Source organism: Streptomyces hyaluromycini, assembly GCF_002217755.1.
In the GTDB taxonomy this organism is placed as follows: domain Bacteria; phylum Actinomycetota; class Actinomycetes; order Streptomycetales; family Streptomycetaceae; genus Streptomyces; species Streptomyces hyaluromycini.
The window spans coordinates 381,365-402,708 of sequence record NZ_BCFL01000023.1; the positions used below are offsets into that span (position 1 = coordinate 381,365).

Consider the following 21,344-nt stretch of genomic DNA (forward strand, 5'->3'; position numbering starts at 1 on the left):
AGCGTCGAAGCAAAGGGTGAGCGAGGGAGCGGACGTGACCGACACGCGGACACCGCCGAAGGAGCCGGGTGCGGCGCTGCTGAGCGCCGCCCGGTTCTTCCGGCCCGGCACGCCCGCGCCCGATCTGCGCAGTGCGGCCCTGACCGGCGGCCGGGAGGCGGACGCCTTCTGCCGGGACCGGTGGAGCCACGACAAGGTGGTGCGCTCCACGCACGGGGTGAACTGCACCGGCTCGTGCCGCTGGAAGGTGTACGTCAGGGACGGGACCATCACCTGGGAGACCCAGGAGACGGACATGTACTCGCCGACGCGGGTGCGTCATCCGTACGTCCGGGGCGTGCTCCTGGAGATGTACCGGGAGGCGAAGCAGCGGCTCACGGACCCGGTACTGGCCTGGGCTGACATCCAGAACGACCCCGAGCGCCGCCGCCGTTACCAGCGGGCGCGCGGCAAGGGCGGTCTGGTGCGGGCGAGTTGGGACGAGGCGGTGGAGATCGTCGCCGCCGCGCAGGTGCACACGATCAAGACGTACGGCCCGGACCGTATCGCGGGCTGCTCCCCCATCCCCGCGATGTCGATGGTGTCGCACGCGGCCGGCGCCCGCTATCACTCCCTGATCGGCGCCCCGATGCTGTCGTTCTACGACTGGTACGCGGACCTTCCGGTGGCCTCGCCGCAGGTCTTCGGCGACCAGACGGACGTGCCGGAGTCGGGCGACTGGCGGGACGCGGCCTATCTGATGATGTGGGGCTCGAACGTCCCGGCGACCCGCACCCCGGACGCGCACTGGATGGCGGAGGCCCGCTACCGCGGCCAGAAGGTCGTGGTCGTCTCCCCCGACCACACGGACAACGCCAAGTTCGCCGACGAGTGGCTGCACCCGTACCCCGGGACGGACGGCGCGCTGGCCCTCGCGATGGGTCACGTGATCCTCAAGGAGTTCTTCGTCGACCGCGAGACCCCGTTCTTCGCGGACTACGTACGGAGGTTCACCGACCTGCCGTTCCTGGTGACGCTCACCGAGCGGGACGGCGCGTACGTGCCGGGCAAGTTCCTGCGCGCCGCCGGCCTCGGCCAGGACAGTGCGGGCGCCGAGTGGAAGACCGTCGTCCTGGACGCCGCCTCCGGCCGCGCGGTCGTCCCGAACGGCTCCCTGGGCTTCCGCTGGACGGATCCCGGCAAGGGTCGCTGGAACCTGGAACTCGGCGAGATCGAGCCGCAGTTGACCTTGTACGGCAGCGCAGTCGCGGCCGGTGTCGAGGTGCTGCTCCCACGCTTCGACACGGACGGCGGCGAGCACGGGCAGGGCAGCCGGGACGTCCTGCGGCGCGGGGTCCCGGCGACCCGCCTCGGCGGTGCGAACGGCCCGCTGGTGACGACCGTCTACGACCTGCTGCTCGCCCAGTACGGCGTGTGGCGGCACGGGCTGCCGGGCGGCTGGCCCACCCACTACGAGGACGCCGACGCCCCGGGCACCCCCGCCTGGCAGGAGCGGCACACCTCGGTCCCGGCCGCCAGATGCGTGAAGATCGCCCGGGAGTTCGCCCGGACCGCCGAACGCTCCAAGGGCCGCTGCACGATCCTGACGGGCGTCGGCACCAGCCACTGGTTCCACTCCGAGACCATCCACCGGGCCTTCCTGGCCCTGCTCCAGCTCACCGGCTGCCAGGGCCGCAACGGCGGCGGCTGGGCGCACTACGAGGGCCACGAGAAGTGCCGCCCGGTCACCGGCTGGGCCTGCCTGGCCTCCGCCAACGACTGGTCGCGGCCGCCGCGCCAGATGACCGGCACGGCCTACTGGTTCCTCAACACCGACCAGTGGCGCTACGACCGGTTCGGCGCCGACGTCCTGGCCTCACCCCTGGGCGAGGGCAGGTTCGCCGGGATGACCGGCGCCGACTGCCTCGCGCTGTCGGCCCGTTCGGGCTGGATGCCGTCGTACCCGACCTTCGACCGCAATCCCCTCGAACTCGGCGAGGTGTCCGGCGACCCCGTGGCCAGGGCAGTGGCCGAACTCCGGTCGGGGACGCTGAAGTTCGCGTGCGAGGACCCGGACGCCCCGGAGAACTGGCCGCGCGTCCTGACCCTCTGGCGGGCCGACCTCCTCGGCTCGTCGGAGAAGGGCGCCGAGTACTTCACCAAGCACCTCCTCGGCACGCACTCCTCCCTGCGCGCCGAGGAGGCAACCCCGGGCCGGCGCCCCCGGGACGTGACCTGGCGGGACGAGGCACCCGAGGGCAAGCTCGACCTGCTTCTCTCCCTGGACTTCCGGCAGACCTCCTCCACCCTGCTGTCGGACGTCGTGCTGCCCGCTGCCGCCTGGTCCGAGAAGCACGACCTGTCGTCCACCGACATGCATCCCTACGTGCACGCCTTCACCCCGGCCGTGGACCCGCCCTGGCAGGCGCGCACCGACTTCGACGCCTTCAAGGCGCTCGCGGAGCGGCTGAGCGAGCTGGCCGTGCGCCATCTCGGGGTGCGCAGGGACCTGGTGGCCGTGCCGCTGCAGCACGACACCCCTGGCGAGACCGCCCAGCCCGGCGGGGTGGTGCGGGACTGGAAGCACGGGGAGTGCGAGCCGGTGCCCGGGGAGACCATGCCGCACCTGGTCGTGGTCGAACGGGACTACGCCGCGGTCGGCGCCAAGTTCACGGCACTCGGCCCGCTGGTGGAGCAACTGGGCCTGCCCGCAAAGGGAATCACTCTCAGGCCGGACGAAGAGGTCGCCCTTCTACAGGAGGTGAACGGAGTCGGATATCAGGGCCGTCCCTCCCTCGACACCGCGGTGAAGGCGGCGGACGCCATCCTCGCGCTCTCCGGCACCACCAACGGCCGTCTTGCCGCCCAGGGTTTCCGCACCCTGGAGCAGCGCACCGGGCAGCCGATGGCCCAGCTGGCCGCCGAGCACGAAGGCAGGCGGATCACGTACGCCGACACGCAGGCCGCGCCGGTCCCGGTGATCACCTCGCATGAGTGGTCGGGCAGCGAGTCCGGCGGCCACAGGTACACGGCGTTCACCCTCAACACCGAGCACCTCAAGCCCTGGCACACACTCACCGGCCGCCAGCACTTCTTCCTCGACCACGACTGGATGCACGAGCTCGGCGAGGCGCTGCCGGTCTACCGGCCGCCGCTGGACATGAACCGGCTGTTCGGCGAACCGCGCCTCGGCCCGGACGGGCAGCGGGAGGTGACGGTCCGTCACCTGACGCCGCACGGCAAGTGGTCGATCCACTCCGAGTACCAGGACAACCTGTTCATGCTCGCGCTCTCCCGGGGCGGCCAGAACATCTGGATGTCCCCGCAGGACGCGGACGCGATCGGGGTCGGGGACGACGACTGGGTCGAAGCGGTCAACCGCAACGGCGTGGTGACGGCCCGGGCGGTCGTCTCACACCGGATGCCGGCCGGCACGGTCTACCTGCACCACGCCCAGGAGCGCACGGTGGCCGTCCCGAGGACGGAGACCACCGGCATGCGCGGCGGCGTCCACAACTCGCTCACCCGGCTGCTCCTCAAGCCCTCGCACCTGATCGGCGGTTACGCCCAGCTGTCCTGGGCCTACAACTACCTGGGCCCGACCGGCAACCAGCGCGACGAGGTGACGGTGATCCGCCGCCGCGCCCAGGAGGTCGAGCACTGATGCGCCCGATGGCCCAGATCGCGATGGTCATGAACCTCGACAAGTGCATCGGCTGTCACACCTGTTCGGTCACCTGCAAACAGGCGTGGACCAACCGGCGGGGCATGGAGTACGTCTGGTTCAACAACGTCGAGACCCGCCCCGGCCAGGGTTATCCGCGCCGCTACGAGGACCAGGAGAAATGGCGCGGCGGCTGGGAGCTGAACCGGCGCGGCGCGCTGAAGCTCAAGGCCGGCGGCCGGCTGCACAAACTGGCCGGGATCTTCGCCAACCCCAGGCTCCCGGAGATCAAGGACTACTACGAGCCCTGGACGTACGAGTACCGCAACCTCACCGACGCCCCGCCCGGCGACGACTACCCGGTGGCCCGCCCGGTCTCCCAGCTCGACGGCAAGCCGATGAAGATCGAGTGGTCGTCGAACTGGGACGACGACCTGTCCGGCGCCCCCGCCCACGGCGACCTGGACCCGATGATCGAACGCGCCCGCCAACAGGCCTCGGACAAGGTGAGGTTCGAGTTCGAGCAGACCTTCATGTTCTACCTGCCGCGCATCTGCGAGCACTGCCTCAACCCGTCGTGCGTGGCCGCCTGTCCGTCCGGGGCGATGTACAAGCGGTCCGAGGACGGCATCGTGCTGGTCGACCAGGACCGGTGCCGGGGCCGGCGGATGTGCGTGACCGGCTGCCCTTACAAGAAGGTCTACTTCAACCACGCCACCGGCAAGGCCGAGAAGTGCACCCTGTGCCATCCGCGGATCGAGGCCGGCCTGCCCACGGTCTGCTCGGAGACCTGTGTGGGCCGGCTGCGCTACCTCGGGGTGGTCCTCTACGACGCCGACAAGGTGACGGCGGCGGCCGGGACCAAGGACGAGAAGGCGCTGTACGAGGCCCAGTTGGGCGTCTTCCTCGACCCGGACGATCCGGCCGTGCGGCTGGCCTGCGCGGCGGCGGGCATCCCGGACGACTGGACGGAGGCGGCCCGCCGCTCCCCAGTCCACGCGCTGATCAGCAGGTACCGGGTGGCGCTGCCCCTGCACCCGGAGTACCGCACGCTGCCCATGGTCTGGTACATCCCGCCGCTGTCCCCCGTCGTGGACGCGCTCTCCGAGACCGGTCACGACGGCGAGGACGCCGACAACCTGTTCGCCGCGATCGACACCCTGCGCATCCCCCTCGCCTATCTGGCCGAGCTGTTCACCGCGGGCGACCCCGCCCCGGTCCGTGCCTGTCTGGAGAAGCTCGCGGCGATGCGCTCCCACATGCGGGCACTCAACCTGGGCGAGGAGCCGGACCCGGAGATCGGCGCCGCGGTCGGGATGCGGCCGGAGGAGATCGAGGCGATGTACCGGCTGCTGGCGGTCGCCAAGTACGAGGACCGGTACGTGATCCCGCCGGCGGCCGCCGGCGACGCCCGCCGCCTGGAGGAGTCCGCGCTGCCCGACGGGTGCAGCCTCGACTTCGACGGCGGCCCCGGCATGGGCGGCGACGGCCCCTTCGGCCAGGACTCGGGGCGGAAACTGCTCCCTGTGGTGTCGGTGGCGAACTTCCACGGTCTGCGCAGACGGCAGACCGCCGGCACTCCCGACGAGGCGAAGGAGGACTGATGCCCTCGGACGCGGTGTTCTACCAGGCGGCGGCGCTCTGTCTGACCTACCCGGACGACGACTTCGTCGCCCGGCTGCCGCTGCTGCGCGAAGCCGCCCCGCAGCTGCGGGAGTTCACCGACCACGCGACGGTGACCCCACCGCAGGAGCTGGCCGCGCACTACGTGCAGGTCTTCGACTTCAGGAACCGGCACAGCCTCTACCTCAGCTGGTGGCGGGACGGCGACACCCGGCGCCGGGGCGCGTCCCTGGTCCGGTTCCAGGACATCTACGAGGCGTACGGCATGGAGTTCACCGGCGAGGAACTGCCGGACTTCCTCCCCGCCGTCCTGGAGTTCACGGCCCGCACCGGCAACACCGACCTGCTCACCGAGCACCGCGACTGCCTGGCCCGACTCCGGTGCCGGCTCTCCGACTTCGGCACCCCGTACGCGTCCGTCCTGGACGCGGTCTGCGCCACCCTGCCGACCGCGCCCACCGGAATCCGCCCATGACCACCCGCCCGGCCGCCGGCCTCGTCCTCCACTACGGCGGAACCCGGCGGTGCCTCACCCGGCCGCACCCCTCTCGTCGTCCACGATCTCGGCGTCCACCACACCCTCCTCCTCGGCCTCGGGCGCCCGCTCTTCCGCAGCCGAACCGCCGGAGGCATGCGCATACATGGCCTGCCCCATCTGCTGGCTCACACTCGCCAGTTTCTCCACCCCCTGCCGCAGCTCGGCGGTGTCGGCGTCCCGCTCCAGCAGCGCCTTGAGCTCGGCGATCGCCGCCGCCACGTCGGCCTTCGTACCGCCCGGCACCCGCTCCTCGTTCTCCCGGACGAACTTCTCCGTCTGGTAGACGAGTTGCTCGGCCTGGTTGCGGGTCTCCGCGGCCTCGCGGCGCTTGCGGTCCTCCTCGGCGTACTGCTCGGCCTCCCGCATCATGCGGTCGATGTCGTCCTTCGGAAGGGCGGAGCCGCCGGTCACGGTCATCTTCTGCTCGCGCCCGGTCGCCAGGTCCTTCGCCGAGACGTGCATGATCCCGTTCGCATCGATGTCGAAGGCCACCTCGATCTGGGGCACGCCGCGCGGTGCGGGCGGCAGACCGGTGAGGTCGAAGACGCCCAGCTTCTTGTTGTACGCGGCGATCTCCCGCTCGCCCTGGTAGACCTGGATCCCCACCGAGGGCTGGTTGTCGGTCGCGGTCGTGAAGATCTCCGAACGCCGGGTCGGGATCGTGGTGTTGCGCTCGATGAGCTTGGTCATGATGCCGCCCTTGGTCTCGATGCCCACGGACAGCGGGGTGACGTCGAGCAGCAGCACGTCCTTCACGTCACCGCGGATGACACCCGCCTGGAGGGCGGCGCCGACCGCGACCACCTCGTCCGGGTTGACGCCCTTGTGCGGGTCCTTGCCGGTGAGTTCGCGGACCAGGTCGGTGACGGCGGGCATCCGGGTCGAGCCGCCGACCAGGATGACGTGGTCGATCGCCGACAGCCGCACGCCCGCGTCCTTGACGGCCTGGTGGAAGGGTTTCCTGCAGCGGTCCAGCAGGTCGGCGGTGAGCTCCTGGAACTGGGCCCGGGTCAGCTTCTCCTCCAGATGCAGCGGTCCCTCGGCGGAGGCGGTGATGTACGGCAGGTTGACCGACGTCTCCGTCGACGACGACAGCTCGATCTTCGCCTTCTCGGCACCCTCGCGCAGCCGCTGCACGGCCATCTTGTCGTTGCTCAGGTCGATGCCGTACTGCCCCTTGAACCGTTTCACGAGATGCTCGACGATCCGCTGGTCCCAGTCGTCGCCGCCCAGCAGCGTGTCGCCGTTGGTGGCCTTGACCTCGATCACCCCGTCGCCGATCTCAAGAAGCGACACATCGAAGGTTCCGCCCCCGAGGTCGAAGACGAGGACCGTCTGCTCCTCGCCCCGGTCCAGTCCGTAGGCCAGCGCGGCGGCGGTCGGCTCGTTGATGATCCGCAGCACCTTCAGACCGGCGATCTCCCCGGCCTCCTTGGTGGCCTGCCGCTGGGCGTCGTCGAAGTACGCGGGTACGGTGATCACCGCGTCGGTGACGTCCTCGCCGAGGTAGGCCTCGGCGTCCCGCTTGAGCTTCTGCAGCACCCGTGCCGAGAGCTCCTGGGCCCGGAACCGGGTGCCGTCGACGCTTCCGCGCTCCGGGAACCGCCAGGCCGCGTCCCCCATGTGCCGTTTCACCGAGCGGGCGGTGCGGTCCACGTTGGTCACCGCCTGCCGCTTGGCCACCTCCCCGACCAGCACCTCGCCGTTCTTCGCGAAGGCCACCACCGAAGGGGTGGTGCGCGCCCCCTCGGCGTTGGCGACGACGGTGGGCTCACCGCCCTCCAGCAGGGCCACCACCGAGTTCGTCGTACCGAGGTCGATACCGACCGCACGTGCCATGTCCGTCCCCTCTCCACCCGGGCGCTTCCCCGACTCCAGCACAAAACTTGAGCGAGCCGTTGTCAATGCCGGGTGCCCCGTAAACAACAATGCCGCGCCCCACGAGCAGGGGGCGCGGCATCGCGGTGGGTACGACGCTCAGGCGAGCTTCGCCGACAGGGTGATGGTGGTGCCGGCCAGGGCCTGGCTGACCGGGCAGTTCTTCTTGGCCTCCTCGGCGGCGGCGACGAAGCCGTCCTCGTCCAGGCCGGGGACCGTGCCCTCGACGGTCAGGTGGATGCCGGTGATGCCCGTGCCCGGCTGGAAGGTGACGTCGGCGTTGGTGACCAGCTTGGTGGGCGGGTTGCCGGCGCCGGCCAGGGCGTGCGACAGCGCCATGGAGAAGCAGCTGGAGTGGGCGGCCGCGATCAGCTCCTCGGGGCTGGTCTTGCCGTTCGCCTCCTGGGAGCGCGAGGCCCACGTGACGGGCTGCTCGCCGATACCGGAGGAGTCGAAGGTGATGACACCGTTGCCCTCAAGGAGGTTGCCTTCCCAGACGGTGTGTGCGGTGCGCGTGGTTGCCACGATGGATCCTTCCGAACTCTGGCTGGTCCTTGGGCTCCCATCCGATCACATTCATCTCGCCTCCACCCCCAGATCGGGGCGTCGACCTGCCGGGAAAGGTCTGTGAATCCCGTCCCGGACGCTTATCGGAGGCCCTACAGTCCCTCCCATGGTGGAACTCTTCCAAGTCCTCGGGGGAATAGCTGGATTTGGCGGGATAGCCCTCGGCGTTCTGTACCTGCTCTACCGGGACCTCGTACGCGACATCATCCGCAACCGGATGTTCCGGACCCTCAGCGCCGGGCAGGCCTCCGCACTGTTCGGCACGGTGGTCGTCCTCGCGTTCGTCGTCGCCGTCCTCGGCGTCTTCGCCACGCTCGCCGAGAGCAAGGGCGTACTCCAGTTCCTGGTACTGGTGGGGATGCTGCTGCTGTTCCTGCTGGCGGCCCTGCTCATCGTGGTACGAGTGGCCACGGGCCCGCGCGCACCTCGCCCGGACGGCACCGGGACCGGCGCCGGGCGGTCGACGGCGACGGTGCGCCGCCATGTGGAGGCCGACGAGCCCGACGCGGCGGAACGCGCCCTGGAGGCTTCGCGTCTCGACCGGGAATCCGAGGAGTTCTGGTACTGGAAGGCCCGGATCGCCCTGACCCGGGGAAATCTCACGGTCGCCTCCGGGTACGTCGAGGAGGCCCTGAAGCTCGACCGGACGAACCCGTACAGCCTCGCCCTGAAGATCATGCTCCTGCTGCTCGGCAACGACACGGCCGGACGTGACCGGGCCTCCCGTCTGGCCGAGGAGAGCACGGGGCTCAGCCCCGAGCTCGACGCCTGGCTGAGGCGCCTGCGGGCGGAAAACATGTTCGACGACGGTATGCGCACCCGGACGCAGCTGCAGGCCCGGTGTCCGCTGCCCACGCGTACGACGGAGAGAACTCATGCCGAGTGAAGAGCCGAGTGAAGACACAACGGGGACGACTGTGCGGCCGGCGATCCTCTATGCCGGTCCGGCGTGGAACGGTGAAACCGACGAGGAGGTGAGCCGGCGGGGCTACGCAGTGCGCCAGCAGGCGCTGCCGCTGGGGCTGGTCCCGGTGGAGCCGGTGGCACGGACGCCGGAACAGGTCGACGCACTGCTCGCGGACCATCCCGACGCCGTGCTCCTGGTCCGTCCCGAGCCGGGGCCCGCCGTACCGGACCCGGAGAGCGGGGCAGTGCTGTGGAGCTTATTGCGTGCGGGCGCGGCACTCTGGATGTGTGCTCCGGGGCAGGCCACGAGCGAGGCGGGACGGGCACTCCGGCCGCTACTCGGGTACTCGGCGATCGCTCTGGCCGAACAGGCGCGGGAACGTGACTGCCAAGAAGCCGCGCACACGCTCGGCCTGTTCGTCGAACTCACGGTTGACGGCAGCGACGGCGCATGGCGGGCGGCCGGCCGGTTCGCCGCCACACGTACCCGCCCGGGCCGCGGGGCGTGGACGGTGCTCGTCCACCCGGACACGACCGCCCCGGAACCGTCCGATCCGGACGCACGGTTGTGGCCGTGGCTACGGCGGGGAGTGCTGATCGCCTCCTGGGATCTGACGGATCCGGCGGCCGGGACCGGACGCGGCCTCTTCGTGACGAGTTCGGGCGCCATGGCGCCGGAACTCCGAGTGGCCGAAGAGCACACGAACTACCTTCTGGGCAGGCCCCGGAGTCACGGGGCACCGCCTTCCCCGGCCGCCCCCGCCCCGGCCGCCACGACGGCCGGGGTGGCCCCGCCACCTCGCGCGCGGCTGGGCGCCCCGGCCTCTGAGATCTACAGCCACCTCTCGCCCCTCCGGCCCGCCTCCCCCTACTCGCCCCCGAGCGGCCCCTTCCACACCCCCCGTGACACCAGCCGTCCCCTCCCCCACGACGGTCTCTACGTCCGCCGTAACAACGCCTTCGGGACGCGTTCCGTGCTCGGGGCGAAGGAGCTGATCGAGCAGGGGGTCATCATCGGCCAGGAGCACATCCGGTTCGACGACTTCGTGGTGTCCCGGGACGGCCAGGTACCCGGGCCGGGAGCCGGTGAGGCGGTCGCCGTGAGTCACGGGCTCGCCGCCGTCTCCGGTGAGTTCAAGGCCAACGAGGCGACCACCCACTTCGTGGAGATCGCGCTCAAGGCGGGCCCGACCCCGTCCGATCCCGGCCCCGCCGCCCAGCCGCTCCCCGTCAACTTCGTCTTCGTCGTGGACACCAGCAGTTCGATGTACGGGGAGAAACTCGACACGGTCAGGTCCGCCCTGCACACCATCTACGGCCGGCTCCGCCCCACGGACTGTCTGGGCATCATCACCTTCGACCACGGGGTGCGCACCGTGCTGCCCGCCGCGACGAAGGAGGACCTGGAGCGGTCCGGCAAGTTCACCGCGGCCCTCTCCGCGCTGAGAGCCGAGGGCGGCACCGACATCAACCTCGGCGTGAGCTACGGCATCGACGAGATCAGCCGGAACGCCGTGAACGGCCGCACGGTCAACTGCCTGTACCTCTTCTCGGACGGCGACCCGACCTCCGGCGAACGCGACTGGATCAAGATCCGCACCAACATCGCGGCCCGGCTGCGCGGCGATCTCACCCTGTCCTGCTTCGGCTTCGGCTCCGACGCCCGGATGCCCGAGCTCGCCGCCCTGGCCGGCCTGGCCGGCGGCCACTCGACCTTCGTGACCCGGCCCGAGCAGGTCAAGGCCGACCTCCTCGGGGACCTGAACCGGCGTGACCACCTGGCGGCCATCGACATCCAGCTCCGGCTGGACATCGACCCGGCCGTCGAGATCTGGCACGTGTACGGGCACGACCTGGTCACCGACCCCAGGGCCAGGGCCGAGGTGATCCGGGCGGCCGGGCAGGCGGCCGCCCGGGCCCGGGAGGACTACGGCACGGAGGCGCTGCCCGACATCATCACCGGCGAGAGCGGCATCCGGATCTTCGCCCCGGACCTGGCCTTCGAGGAGACGTACTGGGTGGTCCTCGAAGTCCGGGTGCCCCCGGACCGGGATCTGGCCGGCCTGGGAACGGCGGTGGTGCAGTACGTGGACACACAGGCCCGCGAGAGCCGCCGGCACACCCTCGACCTGGCCCTGGGGCACGCCCTCGCGGAGGAGACGGTACTGGTGCACGGTGTCGGCCTGTGGACCAGCGAGGTCACCTTCTACGCCCTGGACGACCTGTACGACCGCGACAAGGAGGCGGCGAAGAAACGGCTGGAGCGCCATCTGAACACGCTGCAGATCGCCCATCGCCATGTGCCGGCCCCCGAGTTCAGGGACGACTCGGTCACCCTGCGCAAGTTCATGACGCTCGCCGACAGTCTCGGCACCGTGATGTCCTTCAGCGATCATGCGCACGGCGGCGGATTCGCTTCCGCGATCCATGGGATGAACGAGTTCGGGCGGATGCGCTCGGGGTACTCCCCCCGCTGGTGAGACAGGAAGCCGCCGGCTGTTCACCGCACCCGGAAGACCGGCCCACGGGGGGTGAACGGCAGGCGGCGGCCGTCCGGAATCAGGTATGCGTGCTCGCGGCGGACCCGCAGGACGTCGCACCAGCCGTCGGTGATCACCAGGACCGGCGCGGTGGGCGGGAAGTCGTCCGCGCGCTGGAGCAGGTCGATGCCGGGCTGCAGGACGGTACCGCCGCGGCCGTGCACCCGGACCCGGCCGGCGATCTCGGTGGTCGGGAGATAGCCGGCGTCGTGCGGTGCCGCGTCGCAGAAGACGACGCGCGCGGCCGGTACGTCACGGGCCTCGGCGTAGGAGGCGATCGCGCCGAGGGCCTTGCCGAGCAGGGTGCGGTCCATGGAGCCGGAGGTGTCCAGGACCACCCCGAAGGTGCAGCGGGCGACCTCCTCGGGCGGGAAGTACCGGCCCGCGCGCGGGATGTCCGGGGTCGACGACTGCCGGCGCGAGGGGCGGGCGTACGACCGTACGGCCTCCGGGCGCGGCACGAACTCGTCGAACCACCGGGCGAGTCGGGCGTCCCACGGCAGCGGCGGATGGCTGAGCGCGCGGATCTCCTCGACCAGGCCGCCGGGCAGCAGACCCCGGCCCTGCGAGCGGTGCAGGTCCAGGCCCTGTCCCAGGCCCCGGCGGTAGAACTCGTCGAGGTCGACACGGGCGCCCGGCGGCCCGATCGGTGCGCCCAGCACGTCACCGCGCCCCTTGCCGCGCAACGTGGCCAGACGCCGCATCCTTCTCAGGTCGCCGGCGATCCGGTCGTACACCTCCTCCGCCGACAGGTCCTTCAACTCCGGGTCGTACAACAGCCCTTCGGGCATGATGCCGACGCGCATCTCGACCAGCCAGCCGTTGATGACGTAGTCGCAGGCGATGTTGAAGAGGTAGGGGTCGCGGGCGCCGAGGCGGTCGCCGTGGCGCAGGGCGGCGTGCAGCATCTCGTGGGCGAGGACGAACCGCCACTCCTCGTCGTCCATCGTGCGGAGCGGGTTGACGTAGATCTCGCCGGCCTCGGGGTTGACGGCGGCGATCGCGATGTCGTGGGCGCGGGCCAGTTCGGCGTCGGCGACCAGTCTGATGCCGGCCGCGATGCCGCCGAGCAGCGGGTAGGAGGAGACGAACCAGCTCAGCGCCTGTTCCCAGGGGCGCAGCGGGGTCGGCGGCCCTGACATGGAGGTGCGGCGGCCGCCGGCCAGGTCCATCGCGCGGGACATGGTGCGGGTCAGCGCGTGCGCGAACCCCACCTGCCAGTCGGGGACCTGGCCGGCCCACTGGTTCCAGGAGAGCAGGAGCTGGTCGGGTTCACCGCCACTGGTCCCGCCGCGCTCGTAGGCGGCCGGGATGCCGCCGGTCCGGCGCCAGCCCGCGGCGAGCCGCTCCTCGTCGCCCTCCGGGTAGGAGACGGGCAGGTGGTCGGGGGCCTCGCCGACCGGGAAGGTCTGCAGGAAGCGGTTGACGACGGCGCAGCGGGCGGCGAGGTCGTAGCGGTCGGGCTGGGTGCGCGGCCCGGTGGCGGCCGGGAGGTGCCCGAAGCCGAGGTGGATGGTGCAGTGCGCCAACGCCCAGGCCCACTCGGCGGGTTCGGCACGCCGGGTGGAGTGCGCGTGCAGCACGCCGTCCGAGTCGGCGCGCACCAGCCCTTCGTGGGGAGCCAGTTCGCACTTCTCGTGCCGGCAGATGGTGAACTCGACGGCGCGCAGAGCGGGGTTGGCACGCAGCAGTTCGACTCCGGCCGCGAAGTTCTCGGCGGCGGGGTCCTTCTTCTTCGGCTGCTCCTTGCGGGCGGCGGCTCGGCTCATCGCCTGGCCTCCACCAGCCGGGGCATGTCCCGGGCCGCCTCGATCAGGAACCAGGCGGGCAGCACCGGGTTGCCGTCGGGGTCGGAGGCGATGACGGTCTGGGCGACCTCGACGGAGATCTCGGCCAGTTGCACCAGCAGCGACTTGGCTCGGTACGCGGTCTGCCGGCCGTTCGCCGACATGTGCTCCTTGTCGGCGGGCAGTTCCTTGACCAGCCGTCCCCGGAACGACTCGGCCAGGTAGTACAGCAGGTCGCGGTCCTCGATCCGGTTCGGCCACCCCGCGTCCCCCTTCAGGATCGCCTCGATCCCGAACCGGCTGCGCACGATCTTGACGTATCCGCAGAAGGCGGTGGCGTGGGCGGGCGTCAGCGTGCCGTGCGCCAGGACCTTCAGCGTCTCCTCGTCCAGCTCGCGCCCGAAGGAGTGCAGGGCGTCGGAGAGCATGTGCCAGGAGCGCGGCGTGGAGAACGGCTCCTCGGTCTTCGGCGGCTTGGACCACAGGTGGTCGGGCCGGTCGGTGAGGTGGTCCAGGATCCACGGGTGGATGCCGTTGCCCGCGGCCCACGCGAGCCAGTCGTGCGCCGAGGCCTCCAGATGGACGTGGGCCAGCCGGTTGACGAGCGCGGAGGCGATGGGCCGGGCGAGGGCGTTGTCGGTGGCCCGGTTGCCGGCACCGATCACGATCGACCCCTTGGGCAGCTCGTAGTTCCCGATGCGCCGGTCGAGGATCAGCGAGTAGAACGCCTTCTGCACATCAGGGGTGGCCGCGTTCAGCTCGTCCAGGAACAGGCAGTACGGCTCGTCCCGGGCGATCGACTCGGGCGGACAGAAGACGGATCGCCCGTCCCGGATCTGCGGCACGCCGATCAGGTCCTCGGGCGCGAGCTGCGTACCCAGCAGACTCACGCACTCCAGCCCGAGCGACTCGGCGAACTCCCGCACCAGCGAGGACTTCCCGATCCCGGGCGCGCCCCAGATGAAGACGGGCCGCACGGTGGCGAGCCCGAGGAGGAGTTCGGGGATACGAGAGGGGGTGACGGTCACGGCTGCCTGCAAGAGGCTGCTCCTTGGGAGTGTTCGAGAGATTTGCGACCCGAACAGTGTGAGCCGGGGCCATGACGAACGCAGCTGAATTTCCAGGAGCCTCGCCTGCAGCGCCCCTTCAGGGGCGCGGGGCTGTGTCAATTTGCGGCTCCGCCGCGTGGGCGCGACCAGCCCCCACCGGCCCGCGGTGAACGAACTACGCGGCCCTCTCCTCCTCCGCAGACAACGGAACCTGCGGCCCGTCCGCCTCCCGAAGCCACCGCCGCAGCACCCGATGCACGGCCTCGGCCCCCACGAGCTCCTCTCTTTCCCCTACCGGTTCGGAAACGCAGACCGGCGACAGGAGGAACGGCCGCCCCTGCGCGCCTCCCAGCCCTCCGTGCGACCCGATCTGCTCCTCGAACGCGAGCACCTCGCCGCTCTCCGGGTCGTACCACGAGTTCACCATGATGTCGGCGGTGTGCGGAAAGGAGTGCGTCCGCCGCACGGCATCGGCGGCGCCCGCCCCGAACACGGCCAGCGGCCCCGCAGGGCCGTCGAGCCGGTCGAGCGGGATCTCCGCGCCGTACGCGCCGAGCACCACCCCGCCGTGCTCCTCGCTGCGGACCAGCAGGAACCCGATGCCGGGATGGTTGGCGAGGGTGGTGAGCAGCGCCGGGTGGCGGGCGTCCAGCTCCTCCTTGGTCATGCGGTGCGGCACGTCCGGGAAGGAGACCAGCCCGAGGTTGCCGGAGGCGAGCACGATCGGCTCCGAGCGCCGGGTCGGCCGGTGCCTCTCGCCGCGCTCCTCGACGGGCCTGCGCAGCGCCGCGCGGACGGCGGCCCGCGCCTCCGTGCCGCTGTGAGTGTGCTCGGCGCGCCGCGGCACGTGCAGTCCGCACCCGGCCCGGACCAGGTCGCCGAGGCTGAGGCCGTAGCGGGTGTGGAAGGTCTCGCCGGGGCTCTGGCCGTGGTCGGAGAGGACGACGATCCGGTACTGCCGGGGGGCGTGCTCCGCGGCCTTCTCGATCAGGGCGAGGGCGCGGTCCAGGCGTTGCAGCACCTTCTCGGCGTCACGGCTGTGCGGGCCGGAGTGGTGGGCGACCTCGTCGTAGGCGACCAGGTCGGCGTAGACGGCGCTGCGCCCGACGAGCAGGTCGCCCATGACCGCGGCGACCACGACGTCGCGTTCGACGACGGTCGCGAAGGCGCGGACGAAGGGGTAGAGGCCGCCGCGTCTGACGCGCGGGCGCTGCCTGCGGAGCCGGGCCGTGGCGGACTGGCCGATCTCGCGGGCGACCTCGGCGAAGAAGGAGAGTGCGGTGCGGACGGCGTTGGCGGGGTCGGAGAAGTACGCGAAGTAGCCGGCGCGGGAACGGTTCTCCCGGCCGCGGCGGCGGGCGGCTATCGACAGGACGAGGGCCTGTTCGTCGGCGCCGCCGCTGAAGAGGTTGCCGCGGCTGGCGCCGTCCAGGGTGAGCAGCCCCCCGTCGGCGGTGCGCTCGATCGCCCGGCGCTGGAGTTCGGCGGCGCTGGTCGGCCGGTTGCAGACCATCACCTCCCGGTGCTCCTTCTCGTACCAGCGGAAGGCGGGGACGTCGAAATTGGAGCCGTGCAGGATGCCGAGCTGGCTGGCACCGGTCTGGCTGGACCAGTCGGTGCGCCAGGGGGTGAGCCGGTGGGTGGGCTGCTGTTCCGCGGCGCCCAGCCAGCCGGCCACGGTCGGCATCAGGCCCTTGGCGACCGCGGCGGTGAGGACGTCGTGGCCGACCCCGTCGAGCTGGAGGAAGACGGTGCCGGGGGTGGCCGGGCAGGGCGGGTGGGATCTGCGGCGGCGGGTGGCGAGGCGGGAGAGCCGACGGCGGTAGGCGTCGTCGTCGCGGACGGCGAGGGCACCGCCGGTGGCGGAGGCGACGGCGGACATCACGGCGGCCACGATCACGGCGGTCTCCGGCGCCGCCTCGCTCTGCCCGGAGGGGTTGATGCGCAGGGCGACGAGGAGGAGGGAGCCGTTGAGGAAGAAGACGAGCAGGCCGAGGACGAGGGCGGGCACGAGCAGCAGGAGCCGTACGAGGAGGGGCCAGACCACGGCCGAGAGCACACCGAAGGCGCCGGCGCCGAGGGCCGCGGTCACGGCGATGCGGGTGGCGCTGTCACCGTCGGCGGACTGGAGCTGGAAGTCGGGCAGGATGCCGGCGAGGACCAGCATGGTGACGGTGGAGACCGCCCACACCGTGACGCTCCGTCCGACCTGGCTGACGACCCGCCGCCACCGCACGCCCCACCGACCTCACGTCCGCGACCCGCGCCGGCCGCGGGTCTGCCGCCGTCCACACTGTCACACGGCTGTGCGCCGGATGCGGGTGAGCGTCGATCAGTGCGGGCGATCAGTGCGGGCGGGCGGGGGCCCTACCTGCCGTCGTAGCCCGCCGTCGGCATCGACAGGCGGCGGTGGACCATGGCCTTCATCCGGGCGTCGTAGCGGGGTTCCGCGCAGCCCACCGTCTCCACCCGGACCCCGCGTCTCGCGCACTCCGCCATGAAGTCCTCGACCGACGAGAGCGCGCTCTCCAGGACCCGTCTGCTCGGGGCGACGAAGACGTCGAGGCCCGGGCGGACGCCCGTCCACAGGGCGCTGTGGTCGTGGCGCAGGCCGCGGACCAGGAGTTCGCGGGCGATGACGTATCCGTGTTCCACGGCCCAGCGCGCGCACATCGCGTGCTGGCTGCGGGAGTCGACCAGGAAGGGGTCGATCTCCAGTTCCTCCAGGGGCGTCAGACTCGCGATCGCGGTCACCCGCACCGGCACGAGCCCGACGGAGGCACCCCGCACCTGTCCCATGGCGTCCCCCCTCACCTCCGGGTTTCGCCGCCGACCCTACTCCTGCACGTAGGCTTCGGGGAGTCGCGCGAAGGAGGCAAAGAGGTGCCGGTGGAGATCACCTGGTGGGGTCACGCCACCTGCACGATCGAGGATTCGGGCATACGTCTGCTCACCGATCCTCTGTTCGCGCGCCGGCTCGCGCACCTGCGCCGCCGCCGGGGTGCCCCGCCGCCGCCCGAGGCCCGTCACGCGGACCTCGCGCTCGTCTCCCACCTGCACGCGGACCATCTGCACGTGCCCTCGCTCGCCGGGCTCGCCCCGGGCACGCGCCTGCTCGTGCCCCGGGGCGCACCACGGGCGGTCCCCGCGCTCCGTCGGCTCCGTCAGCTGCGGATCACCGAGGTGGACGTCGGCGACGAGATATCCGTCGGCCCCCTCGTCGTACGAGCCGTACCCGCGCGGCACGACGGGCGTCGGCTGCCGGTCGGCCCGCACCGCTCCCCCGCCCTCGGATACGTCGTCGAGGGTGCGGCGCGGACGTACTTCGCCGGGGACACCGGGCTGTTCGACGAGATGGCCGAGGCGGTCGGGCCGGTGGACGTGGCCCTGCTGCCGGTCGGCGGGTGGGGGCCGCACCTCGGCGAGGGGCATCTGGACGCCGGCCGGGCGGCGCGGGCGCTGGCGCTGCTGTCGCCGCGCAGTGCGGTGCCGGTGCACTACGGAACGTACTGGCCGATCGGCATGGACGCGGTGCGCCCGCACGAATTCCATGCGCCGGGCGAGGAGTTCGTGCGCCTGGCCGCCGAGTACGCGCCGCAGGTGGCGGTGCACAGGCTCGGCCACGGGGAGAGCGTGCGGCTGGAGGTCGCGCGGTGAGACTGCTGGTGGTCCTGGCGGCCGCCGCCGGCTCCACGGCGGCGACCTCCACCTCTACCGAGTCCGCGCAGCAGGCGATCGGGTATCCGACGCTGTTCCTGCTGGTGCTGATCGGGGCGTTGGTGCCGGTGGTGCCGACGGGGGCGCTGGTGAGTTCGGCGGCGGTGGTGGCGTTCCATCAGACGGCGCCGTTCGCGCTGGCACTGGTGTTCGTGACGGCGTCGCTGGCGGCGTTCCTGGGGGATGCGGCGCTGTACTGGCTGGGGCGGCGCGGGATGGGGTCGAAGAACGGGTCGCGGTGGCTGGCGGCGATACGGGCGCGGGCGCCCGAGGAGCGGCTGGAGCAGGCGCAGGGGAAGTTGGCCGAGCACGGGGTTGCCGTGCTGGTGTTGTCACGGCTGGTGCCGGCCGGGCGCATCCCGGTGATGCTGGCCTGTCTGCTGGCCGACTGGCCGTTGCGCCGGTTCGCGCGGGGGAATGCGCCGGCCTGTCTGGCGTGGGCGATGACGTATCAGGTGATCGGGATTCTGGGTGGGTCGTTGTTTCCGGAGCCGTGGGAAGGGGTGGTGGCAGCGGTGGGGCTGACCGTGGTCATCGGTGTGGCGCCGAGTGTGGTGCGCCGGGTTCGATCTGCTGGGTGACGGTACGTTGCGGGGCGCGGGTGCGTCGTGGCTAGTCGCGCAGTTCCCCGCGCCCCTGAAGGGGCGCTCTAGTCGAGGGCGCTTTGGACTGAAGTCCGCTCCAGAACCCTTGAACCTCCCACCGGCAGGTCCCACAGATCCTCCCGCTCCCGCCTCGCCTGCTCCCAAGCCGCCCGTACGCGCGTCAGCGGCTCAAGGACCGGCTCTGCCGAGAGGATGAAGGTGCCCCAGTGCATGGGGGCCATGCGCCTCGCGCCCAGGTCATCCGTCGCCCGTACCGCCTCCTCCGGGTCCAGGTGGACGTCGCTGAGCCACCAGCGGGGGTCGTAGGCGCCGATGGGCATCAGGGCGAGGTCGATGCCGGGGTAGCGGCGGCCGATGCGGGAGAACCAGTGGCCGTAGCCCGTGTCGCCGGCGAAGTAGACGCGTCCGCCGTCGGGGGCGGTGAGGACCCAGCCGCCCCAGAGGCTGTGACAGGTGTCGGTGAGGGTGCGCTTGGACCAGTGGTGGGCGGGGACGAAGTCGAAACGGACCCCGGACAGTTCGGCCGCCTCCCACCAGTCCAGCTCGGTGACGGTGGTGAAACGGCGGCGCCGGAACCAGCGGCCGAGCCCGGCCGGCACGAACACCGGGGTGTCGCGCGGGAGGCGGCGCAGGGTGGGGGCGTCCAGGTGGTCGTAGTGGTTGTGGCTGATGACGACCGCGTCGACGCGCGGCAGGGTCTCCCAGGGGACGCCGACCGGGGTGACGCGGGCGGGCGTGCCGAGGATACGGCGGGACCACACCGGGTCGGTGAGGACGGTCAGGCCGCCGATCCGGAGGACCCAACTGGCGTGTCCCGCCCAGGTGACGGAGACGGTGCCGGCGTCCGCGCGGGGCAGCGGGCCGGGTTCGAAGGGCAGCCGGCGGACGTCGGCGAGGCCCTCGCGGCCGGGGCGGACGGAGCCCTCGCGGGCGAACCGGGCCATGGCCTTGAGGCCGGGCAGCGGGGCGGTCAGGCGGTCGTGGAAGGTCCGCGGCCAGACCCGGAGTTCGCCCAGCGGGCGGGGTTCGGCGAGCGGGGGAAACGGGGGCGCGCAGGGAGTCGGGGCCGTGGAGGTACCGGCTTCTCCGGTCGTCGTGGCAGGCGTCGTGAGGACAGTCGTCGTGGTGGCAGGCGTTGTGGTGGCAGTCGTCGTCGCGGACCCTGACTCATGCGTCTGCTGCGTCATCGAGGAGGCTCCCATCGCTGAGCGTCGTCGCGGAGATCGTCGAGTACGGACCTCAAGGACATCAACGCGCGTTGCACGTGTGGCAGTTCCAACGGTGCGGGTGACGTGAGGCATTCCAGGCGTTCCGCATCGGTGCCGCCCAGCAGCGGCCCGGTGGCGAGCCGGACGCGCAGCGCGCCGAGGTCGTCGCCGAAGCGGTGGCCGCCGGGTGCGGGCAGGCCGAGCCGGGCGGTCAGGAAGTCCTCCAACTCCTGTGCGTCGCCGACCCCGTGGGTGCCGAGCGCGGCGCGCAGCGGCTCCAGGTCGGCGTAGAGGTGACGGCCGGCCTGCGGGGGCCGGGCCAGGGCGCCGCCGGCGACGACCGCGGTGTGCGCGGCGGCGGCCACGCGCGCGTGCAGCCGTACGCCGGCCTCCCGGCGGGCGGTGACGGGTCCGGGCTCGTCGAGCGCGTAGCGCGCGGCGACCGCTACCGGTCCGGCGAGGCGGGCGCCCAGCGCGGTGAGGATGTCGAGCACGCGCGCGTGCAGGGCCGCACCGGTGGCGCCCTCGGGGAACCGGGCGACGGCGGCGGGCCAGCCGGCCGGCAGCAGGGCGCCGGCCAGGTCGGTGACGACGGTGACCCGGTCCGGGAGCATCTCGGCGGGGCTGAGCAGCACGGTGGCGTCCGGGGCGTGCAGGGTGTCGCGCCAGGTCTCGTCGCTGACCAGGTGCAGTCCCGCGCCGGTCGCGGCCTCCACGGTCTCGTGCAGCAGTTCGGGCGGGGCGACGGTGGCGGTGGGATCGTCGGCGACGGAGAGCACGAGCAGCCGGGGGTCGCCGCCCTCGTCCCGGACCCGGCGCACGGTCTCCAGCAGCGCGTACGGGTCGGGCGCGCCGCCGGACTCGGCCGGGGTGGCCACGTGGAAGACGGGCCGGCCGAGGAGTCTGGCGTACGGCGCCCACCAGGCGGCGCAGGGGCGCGGCACCAGGACGTCACCGCCGAGCGCTGCGGTGAGCGCCAGCAGCAGGGCGGGGGCACCGGGGCCTGCGGTCACCCGGTCGGGCGGGGCGGGCAGTCCGCGGCGTTCCCAGTAGCCGCAGGCCGCGTCCAGCAGCGCCGGCCCGCCGCCGACGGGCTCCTCCGCGCCCCGGTTCGCCGCGGCGGCCAGGACGGCGGCGAGCTCGGGCAGGACGGGCAGCCCGTCGTCGGGGAAGGGCGGCCCGTAGCGGACGGGTCCGTGACCCTCGGGCGCCGCCGGCCCGCTCTCCTCCGGGGAGGTGCCGTTCGCCGGCCGGTGGCCCCCGGGATCCGTCCGCCGCATGTC

General features: G+C 72.0%; 15 protein-coding genes. 7 read left to right on the forward strand and 8 right to left on the reverse strand.

Annotated features, from left to right (window positions below; genetic code table 11):
- The first annotated feature begins 34 nt into the window (after positions 1–34).
- From SSP29_RS30615 to narJ, 3 genes are read left to right on the forward strand one after another with little or no spacing between them, the layout of a single operon-like run.
- The gene (locus SSP29_RS30615; protein ID WP_089104074.1) at positions 35–3,643 is read left to right on the forward strand and encodes a nitrate reductase subunit alpha; all 3,609 of its coding nucleotides are present in this window, start codon (positions 35–37) and stop codon (positions 3,641–3,643) included.
- Positions 3,643–5,247, forward strand: coding sequence for a nitrate reductase subunit beta (gene narH / locus SSP29_RS30620; RefSeq protein WP_089104075.1), 1,605 nt, complete (start codon positions 3,643–3,645; stop codon positions 5,245–5,247). The genes SSP29_RS30615 and narH overlap by 1 nt, the downstream gene beginning before the upstream one ends.
- The gene (gene narJ / locus SSP29_RS30625; protein WP_089104076.1) at positions 5,247–5,741 is read left to right on the forward strand and encodes a nitrate reductase molybdenum cofactor assembly chaperone; all 495 of its coding nucleotides are present in this window, start codon (positions 5,247–5,249) and stop codon (positions 5,739–5,741) included. Before narH ends, narJ begins: the two co-directional genes overlap by 1 nt.
- A 54-nt stretch (positions 5,742–5,795) precedes the next feature.
- Here narJ and dnaK read toward each other — a convergent pair whose 3' ends face one another.
- Positions 5,796–7,643 carry a molecular chaperone DnaK gene (gene dnaK, locus SSP29_RS30630; protein WP_089104077.1) on the reverse strand — a complete coding sequence of 616 codons (1,848 nt, stop codon included), beginning with the start codon at positions 7,641–7,643 and terminating at the stop codon, positions 5,796–5,798.
- A gap of 138 nt (positions 7,644–7,781) precedes the next feature.
- Positions 7,782–8,207, reverse strand: a complete 426-nt coding sequence (locus SSP29_RS30635) for an OsmC family protein (protein WP_089104078.1) — start codon at positions 8,205–8,207, stop codon at positions 7,782–7,784.
- Positions 8,208–8,355: 148 nt separating this feature from the next.
- On the opposite strand from SSP29_RS30635, the gene SSP29_RS30640 reads away from it, so the two are divergent.
- Both SSP29_RS30640 and SSP29_RS60990 read left to right on the forward strand, forming a co-directional pair.
- The gene (locus SSP29_RS30640; RefSeq protein ID WP_150135208.1) at positions 8,356–9,135 is read left to right on the forward strand and encodes a tetratricopeptide repeat protein; all 780 of its coding nucleotides are present in this window, start codon (positions 8,356–8,358) and stop codon (positions 9,133–9,135) included.
- 88 nt (positions 9,136–9,223) lie between these two features.
- The gene (locus SSP29_RS60990) at positions 9,224–11,635 is read left to right on the forward strand and encodes a VWA domain-containing protein (RefSeq protein WP_145968970.1); all 2,412 of its coding nucleotides are present in this window, start codon (positions 9,224–9,226) and stop codon (positions 11,633–11,635) included.
- Between the two features lie 20 nt (positions 11,636–11,655).
- On the opposite strand, the gene SSP29_RS30650 is transcribed toward SSP29_RS60990, so the two are convergent.
- From SSP29_RS30650 to SSP29_RS56670, 4 genes are all read right to left on the reverse strand, one after another.
- Positions 11,656–13,464, reverse strand: a complete 1,809-nt coding sequence (locus tag SSP29_RS30650; RefSeq protein WP_089104080.1) for a vWA domain-containing protein — start codon at positions 13,462–13,464, stop codon at positions 11,656–11,658.
- Positions 13,461–14,522, reverse strand: a complete 1,062-nt coding sequence (locus SSP29_RS30655) for an ATP-binding protein (protein ID WP_089104081.1) — start codon at positions 14,520–14,522, stop codon at positions 13,461–13,463. Before SSP29_RS30655 ends, SSP29_RS30650 begins: the two co-directional genes overlap by 4 nt.
- A gap of 184 nt (positions 14,523–14,706) precedes the next feature.
- Positions 14,707–16,767, reverse strand: coding sequence for an alkaline phosphatase family protein (locus SSP29_RS30660; protein ID WP_150135210.1), 2,061 nt, complete (start codon positions 16,765–16,767; stop codon positions 14,707–14,709).
- A gap of 131 nt (positions 16,768–16,898) precedes the next feature.
- Entirely contained in the window at positions 16,899–17,330 is a 432-nt protein-coding gene (locus SSP29_RS56670) for a hypothetical protein (RefSeq protein WP_089104082.1), read from the reverse strand.
- Between the two features lie 84 nt (positions 17,331–17,414).
- Here SSP29_RS56670 and SSP29_RS56675 point away from each other — a divergent pair, with 84 nt between their 5' ends.
- A complete protein-coding gene (locus SSP29_RS56675; protein ID WP_089104083.1) occupies positions 17,415–18,188 on the forward strand; it encodes an MBL fold metallo-hydrolase in 774 nt (257 codons plus the stop codon).
- Between the two features lie 5 nt (positions 18,189–18,193).
- A complete protein-coding gene (locus tag SSP29_RS30675; RefSeq protein ID WP_438363819.1) occupies positions 18,194–18,829 on the forward strand; it encodes a DedA family protein in 636 nt (211 codons plus the stop codon).
- Positions 18,830–18,897: 68 nt separating this feature from the next.
- Here the strand turns inward: SSP29_RS30675 and SSP29_RS30680 are convergent, their stop codons facing one another.
- Both SSP29_RS30680 and SSP29_RS30685 read right to left on the reverse strand, forming a co-directional pair.
- Positions 18,898–20,040 (reverse strand): MBL fold metallo-hydrolase, encoded by a 1,143-nt coding sequence (locus SSP29_RS30680; protein WP_089104084.1) that lies wholly within the window; start codon positions 20,038–20,040, stop codon positions 18,898–18,900.
- Positions 20,037–21,341 carry an aminotransferase class I/II-fold pyridoxal phosphate-dependent enzyme gene (locus SSP29_RS30685; RefSeq protein WP_089104085.1) on the reverse strand — a complete coding sequence of 435 codons (1,305 nt, stop codon included), beginning with the start codon at positions 21,339–21,341 and terminating at the stop codon, positions 20,037–20,039. Before SSP29_RS30685 ends, SSP29_RS30680 begins: the two co-directional genes overlap by 4 nt.
- Between the last annotated feature and the right edge of the window lie 3 nt (positions 21,342–21,344).

Bases quoted from the DNA above. Each gene is read 5' to 3' on its own strand.
- narH (WP_089104075.1), top strand. From the start codon at position 3,643: ATGCGCCCGATGGCCCAGATCGCGATGGTCATGAACCTCGACAAGTGC.
- narJ (WP_089104076.1), top strand. From the start codon at position 5,247: ATGCCCTCGGACGCGGTGTTCTACCAGGCGGCGGCGCTCTGTCTGACC.
- dnaK (WP_089104077.1), bottom strand. From the start codon at position 7,643: ATGGCACGTGCGGTCGGTATCGACCTCGGTACGACGAACTCGGTGGTG.
- SSP29_RS30640 (WP_150135208.1), top strand. From the start codon at position 8,356: ATGGTGGAACTCTTCCAAGTCCTCGGGGGAATAGCTGGATTTGGCGGG.
- SSP29_RS30650 (WP_089104080.1), bottom strand. From the start codon at position 13,464: ATGAGCCGAGCCGCCGCCCGCAAGGAGCAGCCGAAGAAGAAGGACCCC.
- SSP29_RS56670 (WP_089104082.1), bottom strand. From the start codon at position 17,330: ATGGGACAGGTGCGGGGTGCCTCCGTCGGGCTCGTGCCGGTGCGGGTG.
- SSP29_RS30680 (WP_089104084.1), bottom strand. From the start codon at position 20,040: ATGACGCAGCAGACGCATGAGTCAGGGTCCGCGACGACGACTGCCACC.
- SSP29_RS30685 (WP_089104085.1), bottom strand. From the start codon at position 21,341: ATGCGGCGGACGGATCCCGGGGGCCACCGGCCGGCGAACGGCACCTCC.